Origin of the sequence: Vibrio sp. 14G-20, from assembly GCF_026241515.1 — a bacterium.
In the GTDB taxonomy this organism is placed as follows: domain Bacteria; phylum Pseudomonadota; class Gammaproteobacteria; order Enterobacterales; family Vibrionaceae; genus Vibrio.
Genome location: NZ_JAPHPW010000007.1, coordinates 98,739 through 113,383 on the forward strand (window position 1 = coordinate 98,739; position 14,645 = coordinate 113,383).

16 protein-coding genes are annotated in these 14,645 nt (G+C 45.2%); 5 read left to right on the top strand and 11 right to left on the bottom strand.

What is annotated here, in order from left to right; all coding sequences use genetic code 11:
• Nucleotides 1-105 precede the first annotated feature (105 nt).
• The 7 genes from OQJ75_RS08360 to OQJ75_RS08390 form a co-directional block, all read right to left on the bottom strand.
• Nucleotides 106-948, bottom strand: a complete 843-nt coding sequence (locus OQJ75_RS08360; protein ID WP_265972460.1) for a LytR/AlgR family response regulator transcription factor — start codon at nucleotides 946-948, stop codon at nucleotides 106-108.
• Between the two features lie 68 nt (nucleotides 949-1,016).
• A complete protein-coding gene (locus OQJ75_RS08365; RefSeq protein ID WP_265972458.1) occupies nucleotides 1,017-2,075 on the bottom strand; it encodes a sensor histidine kinase in 1,059 nt (352 codons plus the stop codon).
• On the bottom strand, nucleotides 2,075-3,367 hold the full coding sequence (locus OQJ75_RS08370; RefSeq protein ID WP_265972457.1) for a hypothetical protein: 1,293 nt from the start codon (nucleotides 3,365-3,367) through the stop codon (nucleotides 2,075-2,077). Before OQJ75_RS08370 ends, OQJ75_RS08365 begins: the two co-directional genes overlap by 1 nt.
• A 9-nt stretch (nucleotides 3,368-3,376) precedes the next feature.
• Nucleotides 3,377-4,159: an outer membrane lipoprotein-sorting protein gene (locus tag OQJ75_RS08375; RefSeq protein WP_265972456.1), complete on the bottom strand. Its 783-nt coding sequence runs from the start codon at nucleotides 4,157-4,159 to the stop codon at nucleotides 3,377-3,379.
• Nucleotides 4,152-5,441: an ABC transporter permease gene (locus tag OQJ75_RS08380; RefSeq protein ID WP_265972455.1), complete on the bottom strand. Its 1,290-nt coding sequence runs from the start codon at nucleotides 5,439-5,441 to the stop codon at nucleotides 4,152-4,154. Before OQJ75_RS08380 ends, OQJ75_RS08375 begins: the two co-directional genes overlap by 8 nt.
• Nucleotides 5,429-6,127 (bottom strand): ABC transporter ATP-binding protein, encoded by a 699-nt coding sequence (locus OQJ75_RS08385; protein ID WP_265972454.1) that lies wholly within the window; start codon nucleotides 6,125-6,127, stop codon nucleotides 5,429-5,431. The genes OQJ75_RS08380 and OQJ75_RS08385 overlap by 13 nt, the downstream gene beginning before the upstream one ends.
• An 86-nt stretch (nucleotides 6,128-6,213) precedes the next feature.
• Entirely contained in the window at nucleotides 6,214-6,888 is a 675-nt protein-coding gene (locus OQJ75_RS08390; protein ID WP_265972453.1) for a hypothetical protein, read from the bottom strand.
• Nucleotides 6,889-7,403: 515 nt separating this feature from the next.
• Here OQJ75_RS08390 and OQJ75_RS08395 point away from each other — a divergent pair.
• The 3 genes from OQJ75_RS08395 to OQJ75_RS08405 all read left to right on the top strand — a co-directional run bounded on the left by OQJ75_RS08395 (nucleotide 7,404) and on the right by OQJ75_RS08405 (nucleotide 8,995).
• Nucleotides 7,404-7,688: a hypothetical protein gene (locus tag OQJ75_RS08395; RefSeq protein WP_265972452.1), complete on the top strand. Its 285-nt coding sequence runs from the start codon at nucleotides 7,404-7,406 to the stop codon at nucleotides 7,686-7,688.
• Nucleotides 7,689-7,799: 111 nt separating this feature from the next.
• Nucleotides 7,800-8,165 carry a hypothetical protein gene (locus OQJ75_RS08400; protein ID WP_265972451.1) on the top strand — a complete coding sequence of 122 codons (366 nt, stop codon included), beginning with the start codon at nucleotides 7,800-7,802 and terminating at the stop codon, nucleotides 8,163-8,165.
• A 59-nt stretch (nucleotides 8,166-8,224) separates the two neighbouring features.
• Nucleotides 8,225-8,995 (top strand): hypothetical protein, encoded by a 771-nt coding sequence (locus tag OQJ75_RS08405; protein WP_265972450.1) that lies wholly within the window; start codon nucleotides 8,225-8,227, stop codon nucleotides 8,993-8,995.
• A gap of 441 nt (nucleotides 8,996-9,436) precedes the next feature.
• Here OQJ75_RS08405 and OQJ75_RS08410 read toward each other — a convergent pair whose 3' ends face one another.
• Nucleotides 9,437-10,414: a DUF1254 domain-containing protein gene (locus OQJ75_RS08410; RefSeq protein ID WP_265972449.1), complete on the bottom strand. Its 978-nt coding sequence runs from the start codon at nucleotides 10,412-10,414 to the stop codon at nucleotides 9,437-9,439.
• Nucleotides 10,415-10,530: 116 nt separating this feature from the next.
• On the opposite strand from OQJ75_RS08410, the gene OQJ75_RS08415 reads away from it, so the two are divergent.
• On the top strand, nucleotides 10,531-11,412 hold the full coding sequence (locus OQJ75_RS08415; protein WP_265972448.1) for a LysR family transcriptional regulator: 882 nt from the start codon (nucleotides 10,531-10,533) through the stop codon (nucleotides 11,410-11,412).
• 163 nt (nucleotides 11,413-11,575) lie between these two features.
• Here OQJ75_RS08415 and OQJ75_RS08420 read toward each other — a convergent pair whose 3' ends face one another.
• Nucleotides 11,576-12,451 (bottom strand): NAD(P)-dependent oxidoreductase, encoded by an 876-nt coding sequence (locus OQJ75_RS08420; RefSeq protein WP_265972447.1) that lies wholly within the window; start codon nucleotides 12,449-12,451, stop codon nucleotides 11,576-11,578.
• A 17-nt stretch (nucleotides 12,452-12,468) separates the two neighbouring features.
• Nucleotides 12,469-13,368: a LysR family transcriptional regulator gene (locus OQJ75_RS08425; RefSeq protein ID WP_265972446.1), complete on the bottom strand. Its 900-nt coding sequence runs from the start codon at nucleotides 13,366-13,368 to the stop codon at nucleotides 12,469-12,471.
• A gap of 85 nt (nucleotides 13,369-13,453) precedes the next feature.
• Here OQJ75_RS08425 and OQJ75_RS08430 point away from each other — a divergent pair, with 85 nt between their 5' ends.
• Nucleotides 13,454-13,705, top strand: a complete 252-nt coding sequence (locus tag OQJ75_RS08430) for a DUF2798 domain-containing protein (RefSeq protein ID WP_265972445.1) — start codon at nucleotides 13,454-13,456, stop codon at nucleotides 13,703-13,705.
• 193 nt (nucleotides 13,706-13,898) lie between these two features.
• Here the strand turns inward: OQJ75_RS08430 and OQJ75_RS08435 are convergent, their stop codons facing one another.
• Nucleotides 13,899-14,615, bottom strand: a complete 717-nt coding sequence (locus OQJ75_RS08435) for a YebC/PmpR family DNA-binding transcriptional regulator (protein ID WP_004732617.1) — start codon at nucleotides 14,613-14,615, stop codon at nucleotides 13,899-13,901.
• Between the last annotated feature and the right edge of the window lie 30 nt (nucleotides 14,616-14,645).

Below are 14,645 nucleotides of genomic sequence, written 5' to 3' on the forward strand. Positions count from 1 at the left end.
ATCACTGTGCGATATGTAAGATTAACTGTATTTACTTGAGTAGCACTTTAATAAGAACTTATGACATCCATTTAAACACGCTTGCTGCATACCTTAAGTGAGTATCTACATACCCTTAAACAATGCTTGTGAGGCGCGGCTGATCGGTAGTTTCTCGCCTGACACATACGCAGACATCTGGCCGGAGAGGCCTTTCTTCACCTTATCAATCGCAGATACTTTCACCACCACGGAACGGTGGATCTGCCAAAACTCATCAGGGTTAAGCTGAGCAATCAACTCTTTTAGTGACACGCGAAGAATAAACTCCTCTAGTGAACCTCCTTGGCCCCTCTTAAATATAGACACGTACTTGTCTTCGGCTTTGAAGTAAGCAACATCATCAACAGAAATCAGGTGGATGTCTTCCCCGATACTGGCTTTGATCCATGTGAGGTGCTTTTGCTGCGGTCGATAGGGAGGTTGCTGCGAGGTTGATTGGGATAACTGTTGAAGCTGGTTCATTAGCGCCGCGATATCGGGCTGATCCGGTGTGCTGCCTGATCGCGTTTGGTTGCTCGACAAGCGTGCTTGAACCTTCTGACATGTGGCCAGTAAACGCTCTTCATTGATCGGTTTTAGCAAGTAATCCATCGCATTGTGCTCAAAGGCTTTAACCGCATATTCATCATAAGCGGTAATGAAAACCACCAATGGCGGCGAAACTAACTTGTTCAGTTTTTTCGCCAACGAGATACCATCGAGCTCTGGCATTCGAATATCAAGAAAGACCACATCAGGCTCAAGCTGCTGAATACTCTGCATTGCCTCTAGCCCGTTTTGCGCCTTAGCGACGATCTCTAGCTCCGGCCAAACCTCAGCCAAACTCTTGTCGAGATGGTGCCTTAACAGTGCTTCGTCGTCTGCGATAATCGCCGAGACGCTTGGCTTTGATGCTGGGTTATTCATGATTATTCCTTCAAATTCACACTGTAAATCGTCTGTTTTTGTCACAGTACTTATTTTCGTAACAGTGCCTAGAGTTTCAGAACTGCATTCTCGGAGCTAGTTTCGCTGATGTTCGGTAATAAGATAGTTGATACCACGCCACCCGTAGCCTGCTCGGTGATCGTGAGGCTCGCCTTATCACCGTATAGGGTTTCGATTCGCTGACGAATATTGCTTAACCCAACACCATGACCACTATTCACCGAGGGCGTTTTCAGCCCTGCACCATTATCAGCCACCTCAATCTTCAACTGCTCGGCTTGTTGAGCAATACGGATATTCACTTGGCCACCTGCGGCTTTTGGCTCAATACCGTGTGTGAGCGCATTCTCAACCAAAGGTTGAATTAAGAAGGGCGGAATCACTTGCTGATCGCTAATGTTGTTCGTTTCAATCGAGAAGGCTAAGCGCTCATCTAAACGAATTTTCTGGATGTTAAGATAAGCATCTAGCAAGTCGACCTCTTGTGCGATGGTCGATTGCTCAGTACGGCTGTTCTTCAGAGTCACACGCAGCAAATCAGTCAGCTTTTCGAGCATCAGCTTGGCTTTCGCACTGTCGCTCTCAATCAACACATTGATGGTCGCCAGCGTATTAAATAAGAAGTGCGGTTCGATTTGGCTTTGCAACTGCTTAAGTTGACTGAGTACTACAACCTTTTCTTGGTCTGCCTGACGGCGCTTGGCCACTTCTAATTCATTGTCGGCACGCAGCTGCTGCTCTCGGGTGTAAAAATAGTAATAGCAAACCGAGCAGAAGATCACACCCAACAGCACTACTGATTTAAGATCAGAGATATTGGAACCGAAATACCCGTTTAACCAGTAGTGCGCATTCAGGGTGCCGAAGGTCATCGCGACCACCATTGAGATGGCTACTTCAAGCCTTCTGGATGTTCTCTTAAACAACTTCACCAAGACGAAAGAGGAACCCACGGCGCTATAACCAAAGCCAAAACTGATTGCCAGGTTAACCGTTAATCCTCCGCCCCAAATCGTATGGGTTGTAACCGCAATAAGAACACAAAATAGCGTGGTGAACGCGAAGCTTTTAATCCATGAAAACCGACTGTTTGAAGAAGTGTTCATTAAAATCGTCCTTTGATATTTATAAGAATCATATGACTATCAGGTAAGTTGACGTAAGCAGAATCACTTTTACCGCCTAGAAAGCGTGTAGCAAGTTCCAATTCCAACGATGAATCGCCATTATCTAACGCCTGATAGTTGAGCCACTGAGTCGCAATAAAACCACCGTCTTGTGGAGACAGCATCACATCAAATGTTGGCGTGATATCTTCAAGCCAGCCATGTGTCGAATCCAAAGACCAGTGAAACATGATGTTGTGTTGAACCAAATTAGCGTGCTGATAGCCTTGCGCATAAGAACCTGCCAACGAAACTGTCATCGGATTCACTGACAAAGACTCTGCACTTTCTATCGCACTTTGCCATTCAGAATTACTCCAAGCGCGGCTATCAAACCAATATTCCAACACCACATTATGGCCCGTGTCATTGGCCCATGTTAATCCTGCTAACGCTTGATAGGCCTCGCCTTGCTCTTCTAAATAAACAGGTTTAAGCATGGAATCAGGCTGGTTGTAGCCAAGGCTTTGTCGCTGATAAACCATCGAACCATGAAACTCCCATGCGAGGTTTAATACCGATACCAAGCTCGCGCCAAGCAAGCCGTGGCGCACGTCATCGTAATAAGCGACCCATTGATATTCGTGGTCGCCAATCAGGTTGTAACGACGTAAGCCAACCCCTTGTTGCTGATTCTGCTTTTCGAACTCATTCACGTCTTGGGAAGTCCACGAAGAATCGCTGTAAAGCAGTGTCCATTCGCCCGTCATATCAAACAGTGACGCCGACGCCACACCCGCGCCCTCTTCTGCGACAATGCCTACTGGGTTTTGGCGATAAGGTTTGATGATATCTAACGGTCGGTAGCCATAGCCCACGCCCCAATCGAGACGAACCTTGCCGAGCGTGACATCAAGATAGTGATCTCCGATTACTGAATTCGACACATCAACGCCACCTTGCCAAAACAACTCGCGCACGATGAATTCCGATTCAAAGCTCACCTCTTGCCCTTGAGGGTTGTTGCTCAAAATATCGTTGGCTTTCACTGCAAACAGACCAAGCCAATTGTTGTATCCAACCTCAAGATCCAGCAAACCATTCAACGACTGACGATTATCAGATGCCAAAGGGCTAAAAGGCGACTCTCGTGATTCAATCGCTTCGGCACTCAGTTGCCAGTCCCACGCTAGGCTCAATTCATCTGCCTGAATCGTGTTACTCACACAAGACAATAAAAACAAGGTAGCGATTAAAGGCTTGATGTGGAATCGACGACTAGAAGCTTTCATACCACCCACCTAAAGCCCAGACACGCTATTACGTGATAAGTAAGCAGGGTTGTAATACTTATCTGCCAAGCTTTTTTCACTCACTTCGCGGTACTCAATTACAGTTTTTTTACTTGGTTGAATCTTATCGAACAAGGTCATCGACACTACTGTTGGTAATCCATCTCGCACGCCTTCCGTAAACCAAGCTTGCTTGGCTAACTTTCCTGAACGCAGGTACAAATCTGCTTTAACTGGAAATGCGCGATCTGCTGTTAACCACAGATCAATCGATTGATAACTCGCACCCTTGGTTTTCGCCGATAGCTTTAGGTGATGGGTATCGATTGTCTCGCCAGTCGGCATCTCAACCTGTTGTTCAGCAACCCACTCGCCTTGATAGTCCTCACTCCAAGTGAGCGTCGATATATCGCCTACCGAAGCTTCGCCAAGCAGCTTTTGCATCGGGGTAATACGAATTGGACGGCGAGATTTCGGCATCAATAACCAATAGTTGTCTTCAATCATCAGCATCTTTTGACCTGCCTCGACAGCCGACTTGAACACGACCAAAGACTCTCGGTTTGGTCTTGTATAGACGTTGTACTCACGGGTTTTATCGAGTTGTTCGTCTTGATATAGCGCGACTAAAGAGACCACCTTGGACGCCTGTGCGCTGTTCAATCGGTAGCTATCTGCCTTAGCAATCATCTCGGTGACTTGCTGTGAATCGAGGGCCCAGCTTGGTGCCGATGCTAGAACCAAAGCCAACGCAGCACCTAAAATAGTGAGTGAACGAGTTAATTTACACATAAACCAGCGCCTCCGTGATTGGCTTATTCACGCCTTTACGAGCAGAGAAATAAGCAGCCAGCAAACATATCGTCAGCACACCTAAAGTGGCGTAACCAACCAATTCCAATGAGAAGTAAATGTTGAGTGGATAACCTTCGGTTCGACCCGGAGGTGGTGGCATTTGTATATCAACCACCAGCAATAACACCGACACTAAGCCACTCACTAGCGCGCCTATCGCACTGCCAATCACCGCCAGCAATCCCGCCTCTTTTAAGAAGCCTGCGACGATTTCAGAAGGGTAACTACCAAGAGCCGACAAGGTACCAATTTCACGAGTGCGCTCTGTCACTGACATGGTCATGGTGTTGAACAACGAAACGAACACCACCAATGCCATTACCGCGCCCATGATGCCGAAGATACGGTCGTAAAGGTCTTTAACCTTGGTGTAGAAAAAAGCGCGATCTTGCCACGGGGTAATCTCTATTTCGCGATCTTGTTGTTCGCTTTGTCTATTCAGTAACACCTCGATGCGTTGCTGCACGGTCGATGTCTTGCTGGTTTCGAAAAGGAATACCGATAAGGTGCTGACTTTGTCTGAAGCCAGAAGCTCTTGCGCTGTGGTGATGTGTACGTACAACTGACGTTTATCCAACTCAGGAACACCAGTCGAGTAGATGCCTTGCACCTTAAAATCAAAGGCATTCAAAGCACCATCACTGGTAGTCGCGAGCAATGTGACCCAATCACCAACCGCAACTTTGAGGTTACGAGCAAGGTCAGTTCCCAGCATCACTTGTGGTTCTTGGTTGTCGTATCTTGGCGATTTCACATCCGAGAGAGTCTGACCGCTGCGCACATCAAGAAACGGCCCTTTCATATCGAACTCACGCTCATTAACGCCCGTTCCCATAAAGATGGTCGACTTACTGCCGTTAGACACCAAACCGCTGAAGTAGACTCTTGGCTGCACACCACGCACGTCACTATCGCCAATGATGCTCTTGGTGAGCGCTTGAACGTTGTCTAGGCCATTGCTCAATGGCATGTCTTCGTCTTGTTCAAAATAGCCCGGCGTGCTCAAAGTGAGATGACCCGTATCGCGCGCGGTTGATTCTCTCAAAGATTCGTAGGTGTAAAGCCCATAGCCACCCGCACTGGTGAGGGCAAATACGGCAATCGCGATGATCAACACCGAAAGCAGGCTGCGGCGACCATTTCTCAATAGATTAAGCCACGCCAAACGCACCGAGGTTGGAAACAAAAACGTGCTCATTATTTGTATTAACTTGCCCATGAGATAGCCTCCGTTGCTGTGGCTTGTGGTGCCAATTGTCCGTCGATAAGCTCAATCACTCGATCACAACGCTGCGCCATTCTTGGGTCGTGCGTTGCGACAATAAAGGTTGTGCCCATCTCATGACCGAGCTCTTTCATAATGTCGATCACAAGGTTGGCAGTGTGGCTGTCTAAGCTGGCAGTCGGTTCATCGGCAATCACTAGGCTTGGGTTGTGGATTAACGCTCTGGCTATCGCGACACGTTGTTGCTGACCGCCTGAAAGGTTGTCTGGGCGGTGATGAACGTAATCTCCTAGCCCAACACGCTCTAACATCTCTTGCGCTCTGGTCTGCTGTTCTTGTTTCGTGCTTTGGTTCAACATCAATGGATAAGCGACGTTCTCAAGCGCTGTCATCACAGGAACTAGATTGAAGCGCTGAAATACAAAACCCAACGACTGGCGACGAAAACGCGCAGCAGCGATTTGCTTTGTTGGATACGCTTTGCCATCAATGTTTATCTCGCCCTGATAGTCCATATCCAACAAACCAAGGATGTTCAACAGTGTGCTTTTCCCTGACCCAGAAGGGCCACACAACGCCACCATTTCACCGCGTTTGATTTGGCCATCGACTCCCTTGAGAGCGTCTACACTTTGCCCGCCAGTGAGATACGATTTGCCGATACCTTTAAATTCAATCATTCCGTTGTCCTCCGATTACCAATCCATTCTTCAGTGTTCGCAGCTACTATTTAGCTTTCGCGCTCATTATTTAGCATTCGCAATTGTTACTTGGCTTTCGCTATTAGGGCCTTCGCAGTCATAGTTTCGATGTTGCCAGCATCGGCTGTTTCCATTTGTTCTAGCCACGCTTGTGCTTGCTTAAGATCTTCAGCACGAATCGATGCCTCAATTGCATAACGGTAAATCCACGATGTCGCAGCGAAATGCTGTTGCTGGAAAGCGTCTTCCGCCAGTAGCGAGAGGAACAGGTCGTAACCGCGATCAAAGTGGTTAAACATGTCTGGAAGAGAGGTGTAAGTCACCGCAGCCATAGCGCGAGTCAGGTAAGAATCTGGTAACCCTTGAACTCGAGGTTGCTCATGAATCGGTTGGTCTTCGTCTTTAAGCAGAACCAGCGATTTATCAATGGTCGATAAACCTTTTTCGACATACTTCATCTTGTTCCAAGGCAAGAACGCATCACGCCCCATTAAGGTTTCTGTACTTCCTAAGTAAACCAAGGTCAGTGGCGTCGCGCCGTCTTGTTGCAGCGTGTCATTGAGGCGCTCATAAGCCACCTCGACCAGCTCTTCATTGCCTTGCGCGGCTTGGTTGTAAATATCAAGCACGTCTGCACTTGGGTTCGCTAAAGCTAACGTAGGAGCGATTGAAACAAGCCCAATCAAAAATGAGCGCTTAAATTGAGAAGTAAGTGAGTAAGTCGTGTTTGCAGTAGCCATGATTTTTAATCCCTTTCAAATGTTGACGTTGAAAGGTTAACTAGAATTTGTCGCGCAGTTTTACCAATGCGACGAATGGTAATAATGAGGAGTGAATGGTTGAGTGAGGGTGTGAATGGGGAAGGCATTAGATAAAAAGTAAAAGTAAAAAATGGATAAGCCAAACGTAATCTGACATTTTCTAATTCAAACCTTGAGCAGAGCTGACTCATTCTACCTCCTTGTTAGATCGAGTAAATTGTCATTCGGACGCTGTTAATATGCATTTCCTCAACTAAAGTTATTCATCCTATAAGGTTAGTGATTCTCAGTCCCCTTTATGCAATGGAAATGGAGAGCATTGACGATAAAAAAGTTTCACAAAGTTATCATCAATATCCTAACTTTTTGATTCGGAAAGTTAATCTTCAAGCGTATTTTAAATTCTTTTTATGCATCTTGTACCCTACATCAAAGAAATAACCCTAAGATCACCCTAAGATGCTGTTAATAATAATTTTATTATCATCGACAGAATGGATATAGCTAAAAATGAAATTTTAGTTATTGAGTCAAGAAGTGCGAAAGACATTTACGATGATAGATATGAAGGTGCCACTCTTAAAGAGGTTTTGAAACGGCAAAACATATCCGCGGAGCACTTTAAAGTGATCAACAAAAAGTATTTTGAAAAAGCCATTAAATATACAACCAAGGAGAGTATCAAATATGTACATTTTAGCGGGCATGGTTGTGAGGGATACTTTCCGTTTATGACCTCTCCTTTAGATCAACTACCTACTCAGTTGGTCAATGAATAATTGACTAATTAGTACACAGTGGATTCTATATTCACTGCGTACCACGGCCTTAGTCTCAATTCACATTTTTGTTGCCCTGTTATTTTTAAAAGCCGGCACGACGAAATCAATATGAACACACCTTACTTTCCTGAACTTCCAATCGAGATCGCAAATCCAATGGTCAGTCTTTATCGACTATTAGATACGAAGAAAAAACATTCAGACTCTCTAGGAGAACATAACTCGATCCTTGAGCTTCAGCTATATCTGCAAAATGTATGTCACCTTGCAAGAACAGTCTATTCGCCACCTATCACGATTATAAACAAACCGATGTTAGAGAGGTTGATCAGGCATTCTTTTTCTCTGGATAGACAATTGCAGGCGATAGCTGAACATTATGAATGGTTGGAAAATACTGAGACCCAAATGATGAAACAGATGAGTCTCATTGTTGATACCTTAGTCAGTGAACATGAGCGCTTGAGTAATTAAACGATTTTAAAGCGAAATATTTGAATATCATCCTCATTTAGAATCTGGAGATTAAAAAAATGGAACGATTGATTAGTGATTTGCATTTCATTAATTCAGCAAAAGCTATAGATACAGTAGAAGTGGATCTCGGTAGCCTTACGAAGAGTTGCCATGACTACCTCGATGTTGTTATTGAGAGCTTACAACCGCTAGCAGAGTCGTCCCCAAATCTGCGTGCAACCGTTTATGTACAACAGATGCCATCAGCCAACTTTATGCAGCCAGGTTGCTCAGTTTTTATTGGTGTTGTGGGGAACTCAAATGCCCTAGAATTAATTTTGAACGGTTTCCAATCGACAAAAGGAGTAGATGCTCGCTACGGCGATTCAATTCTCACAAAGCAATCAAGCTGTAGGCTTCACATCGAGGATGGTTCTGTTTGGCGACAGGAAGACGACTCGACTTGGTTTATCGACTCTGGCCTCAATCAGTACAAAGAATCATCAGAATTGGAAGATGATGATTATCAATATACGGATGAAGACTATGCCAAATACCCAAGCAACGCTAAGGTTTATGAAGCCGGCGACTTGTTAAAAAACAAAGGCAAAGTCGATGCTACCGAACTTGACGTTATAAAATGTACAGATGATGCGACACAATCTAGAGCCATTTATACCCGACAAAGAGCAACTCGCTCGGATGCAAGTGTAGGGTCTATTCGTTCGACGATAGAAGAGGTTTTTGGCCTGCCAGAAGGGTCTGTTAGACTTTGTGATCCCGAAGGCTATTCATTACGCGCGGATGCAAAAATAGCCACACTTCGTAAACGTTGGGACAATGGTTAAATAATTTAGCTTTACTATGCTAATCAAGATTTTGTGACTTATTGTTGTTATAAAAACACGCCAACTAAATAGTTGGTGTGTTCGTATCTGGCCGTTGAATAAACCGATTCAGTACAAGCTAAAGCAAAGAACGAAGCTCATCCGTTACATCGATAGTTATTAGTCTCAAAAGCTGGCTATTCTTTAGATTATCTACTCGTAAAACGCGGAATCTCTCATTGGACTCTTCTAGAGTAATATCGACAAGTTTTCCATACTTGGGACAATTCATTGATAAGTTAACAAGCGAACCAGTACGCTTTTGTCCGATGACGGATAGCAAAACCAACGCTTCGCATGTACTTCTATACAGCCAAACAAAAATAGCCGCTAATCAGCGGCTATTTTTAATGTTTCAAATGAGTCTTCGACTACTTTATTTTTCAGAACCAATAACTTAATTTAACCAACTTTCTTAATCATCGTCGCAGGGTTGTAGCCTTCCTCGCCTTTGCTCACTGGTTCGCTAGGATTGTAGTGGCGCATAAGAACATTAAATTTACCCGTGTTATTACCGTCCATTGTTGGGATATTGTTTGGCTGACCTTCACAGCCAAAACGGAGAGTGTAAGTTCCATCGCTGTTGATCACGGGGGCCATTTCACTCGAAATATTGGCCTTGTCGTTGAACATGCGTCCATCAGCGTTATATACGGTCGCCGACCAGAATGAGCCTGCCTTCGGATCTTTGAAAGTCGTCTCGTAACATGCATTCGCATCGAAGTACTGACTGGTTTGATAAATGTTGTCTTCAACCATTGCACCACCCCAACCGCCAGCGGCGCCAACGTAATTCATATAGTCAGTTTGGCCGCTTTCTTTGTTACCAAATGCCTTGGATTGGTCATATCCGTCACTGAAATCGATGTTGCCAGCTTTATCCGTGGCCTTGAATGACGCCATATCCCACTCTTTTACTTTAAACGGCTTTTCACTGCCTGTTTCAATCTTCAGATTACGGCGAGCATCATCTTCAAGCGCACGGACAATCACAAATGCGTGGTCTGTTTTTGCGCTGATTTTATGACGACCCGAACCATAGATCATTGGTTGCGTCTCGTGGTTTTCATCAACGACTTGCAGTGACACATATTGGTCCGTTTCTGGAACCGTCACATAGACATCATCTTTCGACATGTCGATGACAGATACAGAGTAAAAGGTGTCTCGATTCATTCGTACAACGAACTGCTCTTCAGGAACGCTGCTCGGTACTGGCATCTCAAAGAATGTATTGATACCACCGGCTTTCTCTACCACCGCACCGAGACGCATGCTGGTGTACGCCTGAGCAAAATTATCTTCCGTGACGATGGTTGGCGCTGCAATAACGCTGGTTGAGAATAAAGCGACAGCAGTAAGGGGGAATAGCTTTTTCATAATAGCGACCTTTATATTTCAAAGTGAATGTCATTTGGAAGAGTATTATTTGCTCTGCCGATAGTGATCACTTTATACTTCCAAAATGGAAAGCGTGGAAAATAGGACTTGCCGAAATGGAAAGTATAGACTTGAACTTGCTGCGTACCTTTGTGTTGCTGTGTCAGTCGAATAGCCTTAAAAGAGCTGGGATGAAACTGGGGATCTCAGAGAGCGCCGTCAGCAAGCAAATGACCAAACTCAGAGAACAATTAGGACACCCACTTTTCGAACGGACTACAGAAGGGTTGAGACCAACGCATTACAGCAAATCTATTTTACCCAAGATTGAACAAGCCTTGTCCTTGATGCACTCCGCCACCTCACCAGTGACATTCGATCCTGCCACCTATGAAGGGCCAATCACTCTTGCTTTCTTCGCTTATACACTCGAGTTCTCAGGCGTTAGTTTATTTAGGGAGCTCTCGAAAACATTTCCCAAAGCACAAATTGAACTGAAAACTTGGACATCAGATACAGAGCAAAAATTAGAAGAGGGTGATATCACCTTAGGTGTGCACTTTCTAAATGAAGACCGTAGTTCGAATATCTTCCAAAAACGCATCATGGCTGACCAACTGGTGATCGCCGTATCAAAATCATTAGGGCAATTAACATGGGAAGAGGCGTTGAAATTGCCTTTTATCAAGATCCGAAGCCAAGGCTGGAATGAAGATCGTTACCGATATTTAGAAATGTTGAAAAGTAGTGGGATTGAGCCGCACATCAGTATCACGGTAGACAATTTTTCAGTGGCGAGGCAAATTCTGGAGCAAGGTGACCACGCCTGCGTATTAAGCGATAGTTGGAAGGACGCTTCGCTTAATACCATAGAGCCACCTGAAGCGCTTAGGATTGATCTAAACCTTGTGTCCTGCATGCGCCTCGTCGATCGTCAAAGCCCTCTAAACCTTGCCGTTCATGACGTGATTAAAAGGGTCATGCTTCAATCTAGATAGGTTTCAATCTAGATAGGTTTCAATCTAGATAGGCTTTAATCTAAATAGTTAATGCCCTGAAACGAGTTAAAAAGGCTCGTTATCATTTAATACAAACAAAAATAGCCGCTAATCCGCGGCTATTTTTAGTTATCTAAACGAAGCTTCTATTGCTTCTGTTTTGCTACTTCTTCGTCTCTTCAACGACAGCTTTCATCAATACTGATGTATCCATGCGGCCTTGTCCTTCAGCAGACAATGACTTGTATGCGTTGTTAGTCTTTTCAGTCAATGGAAGCTGGATGCCTTGGCGTTCTGCTTCATCTAGGCAGAAGCCTAAGTCTTTGATCATCCAATCAATGGCGAAGCCGAAATCAAACTTATCTTGTGCCATTGTCGTGGCACGGTTTTCCATCTGCCATGAACCTGCTGCGCCGTTTTTAAGGCAATCAACCAGCGTTGGGATATCCAAACCTGATTTTTCAGCTAGTACCAAGCCCTCAGATAAGCCATTCAATACACCTGCGATACAGATCTGGTTAACCATTTTCGCGCGTTGGCCTTGGCCTACTTTACCCATTAGAACTGACGATTTACCGTAAGCTTCAAATACTGGTTGAAGGTCGTTGAATAGCTCTTGCTCACCACCACACATGATAGTTAGCACACCGTTTTCTGCGCCCGCTTGACCACCAGATACTGGTGCATCCATGAAGCGAACACCCGCTTCCTTAGCAGCTACTTCAAGCTCTTCAGACAGGATTGCAGACGTTGTGGTGTGGTCAACAAGAATCGCGTTTGGCTTCATTGCCGCCAGTGCGCCTGTTTCGCTGGTTGTCATACTGCGCACGTCATCATCGTTGCCTACACAAACCAATACTACGTCAGCTTCTGCGACACACTCAGCCACACTCTCAGCGGCTTTGCCTTGGTGTTTATCAGCCCAGTCTAATGCTTTGCTATGAGTGCGGTTAAATACCGTTACCTCAAAACCGGCTTTGACTAGGTGGCCTGCCATTGGGAAACCCATTACGCCTAGCCCGATAAAACTTACTTTCATTTCTTTCTCCTTTTCATTTAACTCAGCTCATCGTGATGGAACGATCGAACGCTCTCAATCAAGGTCTCGATAAGCAAAGTCAAAGCCTTCGGCTGATATTTTCTTTCTTTGTACACTAAATACGCTTGGCGATCACCCCGATGATACTCAGGGAGCACTTGAATCAGATTCATTTCCGGAGAAACATGACGAAAAGGCAGTGAGGCGATGCCCAATCCCTTTTGCGCAGCGGCCGCAACCGCATAAATATCGTTAACGATGAACTTAGGTTTGATCGTCACCATCTGCTCTAACTGCCCAGATTTGTAGAGCGGCATATCAAACACATCATCGACATTAATCCACTCTTGATGCTCGAGATCATCTGGCTTTTTAATCTCTTCGCGAGAATCCAGATAAGCTTGGCTCGCAAAAAATCCGTGCTTGGCCTTAAACAGTGGCCGCGCAATCATGCCGTCCATGTCGGAGATCTTAAACGTGATCAACAAGTCACGATCGGTTTCAGGCACCACTTGCTGTTGGCTCAAGATGAGGTTGAACTGTACTTTAGGGTACTCAGCAAGAAATTGCTCGACAGTCGGGCGAAGAAAACCGCTATAGAAGTTATGAGGCACCGCGAGCTTTATCTTGCCTTGAATAGCATCGCGCTCTTCAAGCAAGCTACTAAAACCCTGATGTAGAGATTCCATGCTGCTACTCAGCGCTGCAAAGGCCGCCTCACCATCTTTAGTAGCCACCAGCTCTCTACCCTTCTTCTCCAAAAGGCGAATGCTCAGGCGCTCTTCCAAGGCGGTTAATCGGCGCGACATGGTCGACACAGGTAATTGCAGGCGTTTCGATGCCGAAAGCAAAGAACCCTCTTCAACCACTGCACAGAATAAAAACAGATCATCAATGTTTCCAAATATGGAATTCATACTTCTATATGTGCCTATTTTTTTCATTAATGGATAGATGTAACCTTATCTCATCAACAACAGAAAATCACGGGAGAAACATACAATGAACAATAAACAATTTTGGGTAACTGCTATTTTATCTTCCCTGACCATGGCAATGATTATGTCTGGGGTTATCTCAGGCTACAAAATGGGGTTCAGCCACGAATGGCCGCCTATTTGGCTACAAAGCTTTTTCATTGCTTGGCCATGTGCTATCACGCTCAACCTCACCGTGCTCCCTATGATAAGAAAACTCTCAGCATGGATTTGTCGCCCGAGAGCGCTTTACCAACCGGAGATCACGGAACGATGATCAAGGGTTTATGATCAAGGTGCTGCGATCTAGACAATGTCATCAAGAGACTGGGATCAAAGAGCTACGATCAAAAAACTCTGTTCATGGATAAATGCCTGAATTACGCCCATAAAAAAACCGAGCACTAGGCTCGGTTTTTTGTATTCTACATTCTACTCACAAGAGCAAAGCTATCAATTATAGATTGATATTACAGCTCAGCGTTGTGGTAAACCTGCTGAACGTCATCACAGTCGTCAAGCATGTCTAAGAACTTCTGGAACTTCTCAGAATCTTCTTCAGCTACCGGCGTAGTCGTTTGAGGAACGAAAGTGATTTCCTCAACGTCTAGAGTTAGCTCAGGGAACGCAGTGTGTAGTGCAGTCTTCGTTTTGAAGAACTCAGTCGTTGGAGCGAATACAGTGATCACACCGTCTTCTAGCTCAACGTCAGTCACGTCTACGTCTTCCATCATTAGCGTTTCTAGGATGATCTCGTCATCTTCGCCTGCAAACTGGAATACAGCTTGGTGAGCGAACATGTGAGAAACAGTACCTTCAACGCCGATTTTCGCGCCAGTTTTAACGAAACATTGGCGAACGTCTTGGAAAGTACGGTTGCCGTTGTCAGTTAGACAGTCAACGATTACGCTTGTGCCACCAGGGCCAAAACCTTCGTAACGAGCTGGTTGGAAGTCTTCACCGCCGCCGCCGTTCGCTTTATCGATCGCTTTGTCGATAACGTGAGCTGGTACTTGGTCTTTCTTCGCTTTAGCAATCAGGTGCTTAAGAGGTAAGTTCATGTCTGGGTCAGAGCTGCCGTTCTTAGCCAGTACGTAAATCTCTTTACCGTATTTAGAATAAACTTTAATTTTTGCGCCTGCAGTTTTCGCCATTGAGGCCTTGCGCACTTCAAAACTTCTTCCCATCGGGATCTTCTCTCTGATTCAATTAACGGT

Excerpts from the sequence above, each read along its gene's own strand:
- OQJ75_RS08385 (WP_265972454.1), bottom strand. The coding sequence starts at position 6,127 with ATGATTGAATTTAAAGGTATCGGCAAATCGTATCTCACTGGCGGGCAA.
- OQJ75_RS08365 (WP_265972458.1), bottom strand. The coding sequence starts at position 2,075 with ATGAACACTTCTTCAAACAGTCGGTTTTCATGGATTAAAAGCTTCGCG.
- OQJ75_RS08410 (WP_265972449.1), bottom strand. The coding sequence starts at position 10,414 with ATGAAAAAGCTATTCCCCCTTACTGCTGTCGCTTTATTCTCAACCAGC.
- OQJ75_RS08370 (WP_265972457.1), bottom strand. The coding sequence starts at position 3,367 with ATGAAAGCTTCTAGTCGTCGATTCCACATCAAGCCTTTAATCGCTACC.
- OQJ75_RS08420 (WP_265972447.1), bottom strand. The coding sequence starts at position 12,451 with ATGAAAGTAAGTTTTATCGGGCTAGGCGTAATGGGTTTCCCAATGGCA.
- OQJ75_RS08415 (WP_265972448.1), top strand. The coding sequence starts at position 10,531 with ATGGAAAGTATAGACTTGAACTTGCTGCGTACCTTTGTGTTGCTGTGT.
- OQJ75_RS08395 (WP_265972452.1), top strand. The coding sequence starts at position 7,404 with ATGGATATAGCTAAAAATGAAATTTTAGTTATTGAGTCAAGAAGTGCG.
- OQJ75_RS08430 (WP_265972445.1), top strand. The coding sequence starts at position 13,454 with ATGAACAATAAACAATTTTGGGTAACTGCTATTTTATCTTCCCTGACC.
- OQJ75_RS08425 (WP_265972446.1), bottom strand. The coding sequence starts at position 13,368 with ATGAATTCCATATTTGGAAACATTGATGATCTGTTTTTATTCTGTGCA.
- OQJ75_RS08360 (WP_265972460.1), bottom strand. The coding sequence starts at position 948 with ATGAATAACCCAGCATCAAAGCCAAGCGTCTCGGCGATTATCGCAGAC.
- OQJ75_RS08405 (WP_265972450.1), top strand. The coding sequence starts at position 8,225 with ATGGAACGATTGATTAGTGATTTGCATTTCATTAATTCAGCAAAAGCT.
- OQJ75_RS08380 (WP_265972455.1), bottom strand. The coding sequence starts at position 5,441 with ATGGGCAAGTTAATACAAATAATGAGCACGTTTTTGTTTCCAACCTCG.
- OQJ75_RS08390 (WP_265972453.1), bottom strand. The coding sequence starts at position 6,888 with ATGGCTACTGCAAACACGACTTACTCACTTACTTCTCAATTTAAGCGC.
- OQJ75_RS08400 (WP_265972451.1), top strand. The coding sequence starts at position 7,800 with ATGAACACACCTTACTTTCCTGAACTTCCAATCGAGATCGCAAATCCA.
- OQJ75_RS08435 (WP_004732617.1), bottom strand. The coding sequence starts at position 14,615 with ATGGGAAGAAGTTTTGAAGTGCGCAAGGCCTCAATGGCGAAAACTGCA.
- OQJ75_RS08375 (WP_265972456.1), bottom strand. The coding sequence starts at position 4,159 with ATGTGTAAATTAACTCGTTCACTCACTATTTTAGGTGCTGCGTTGGCT.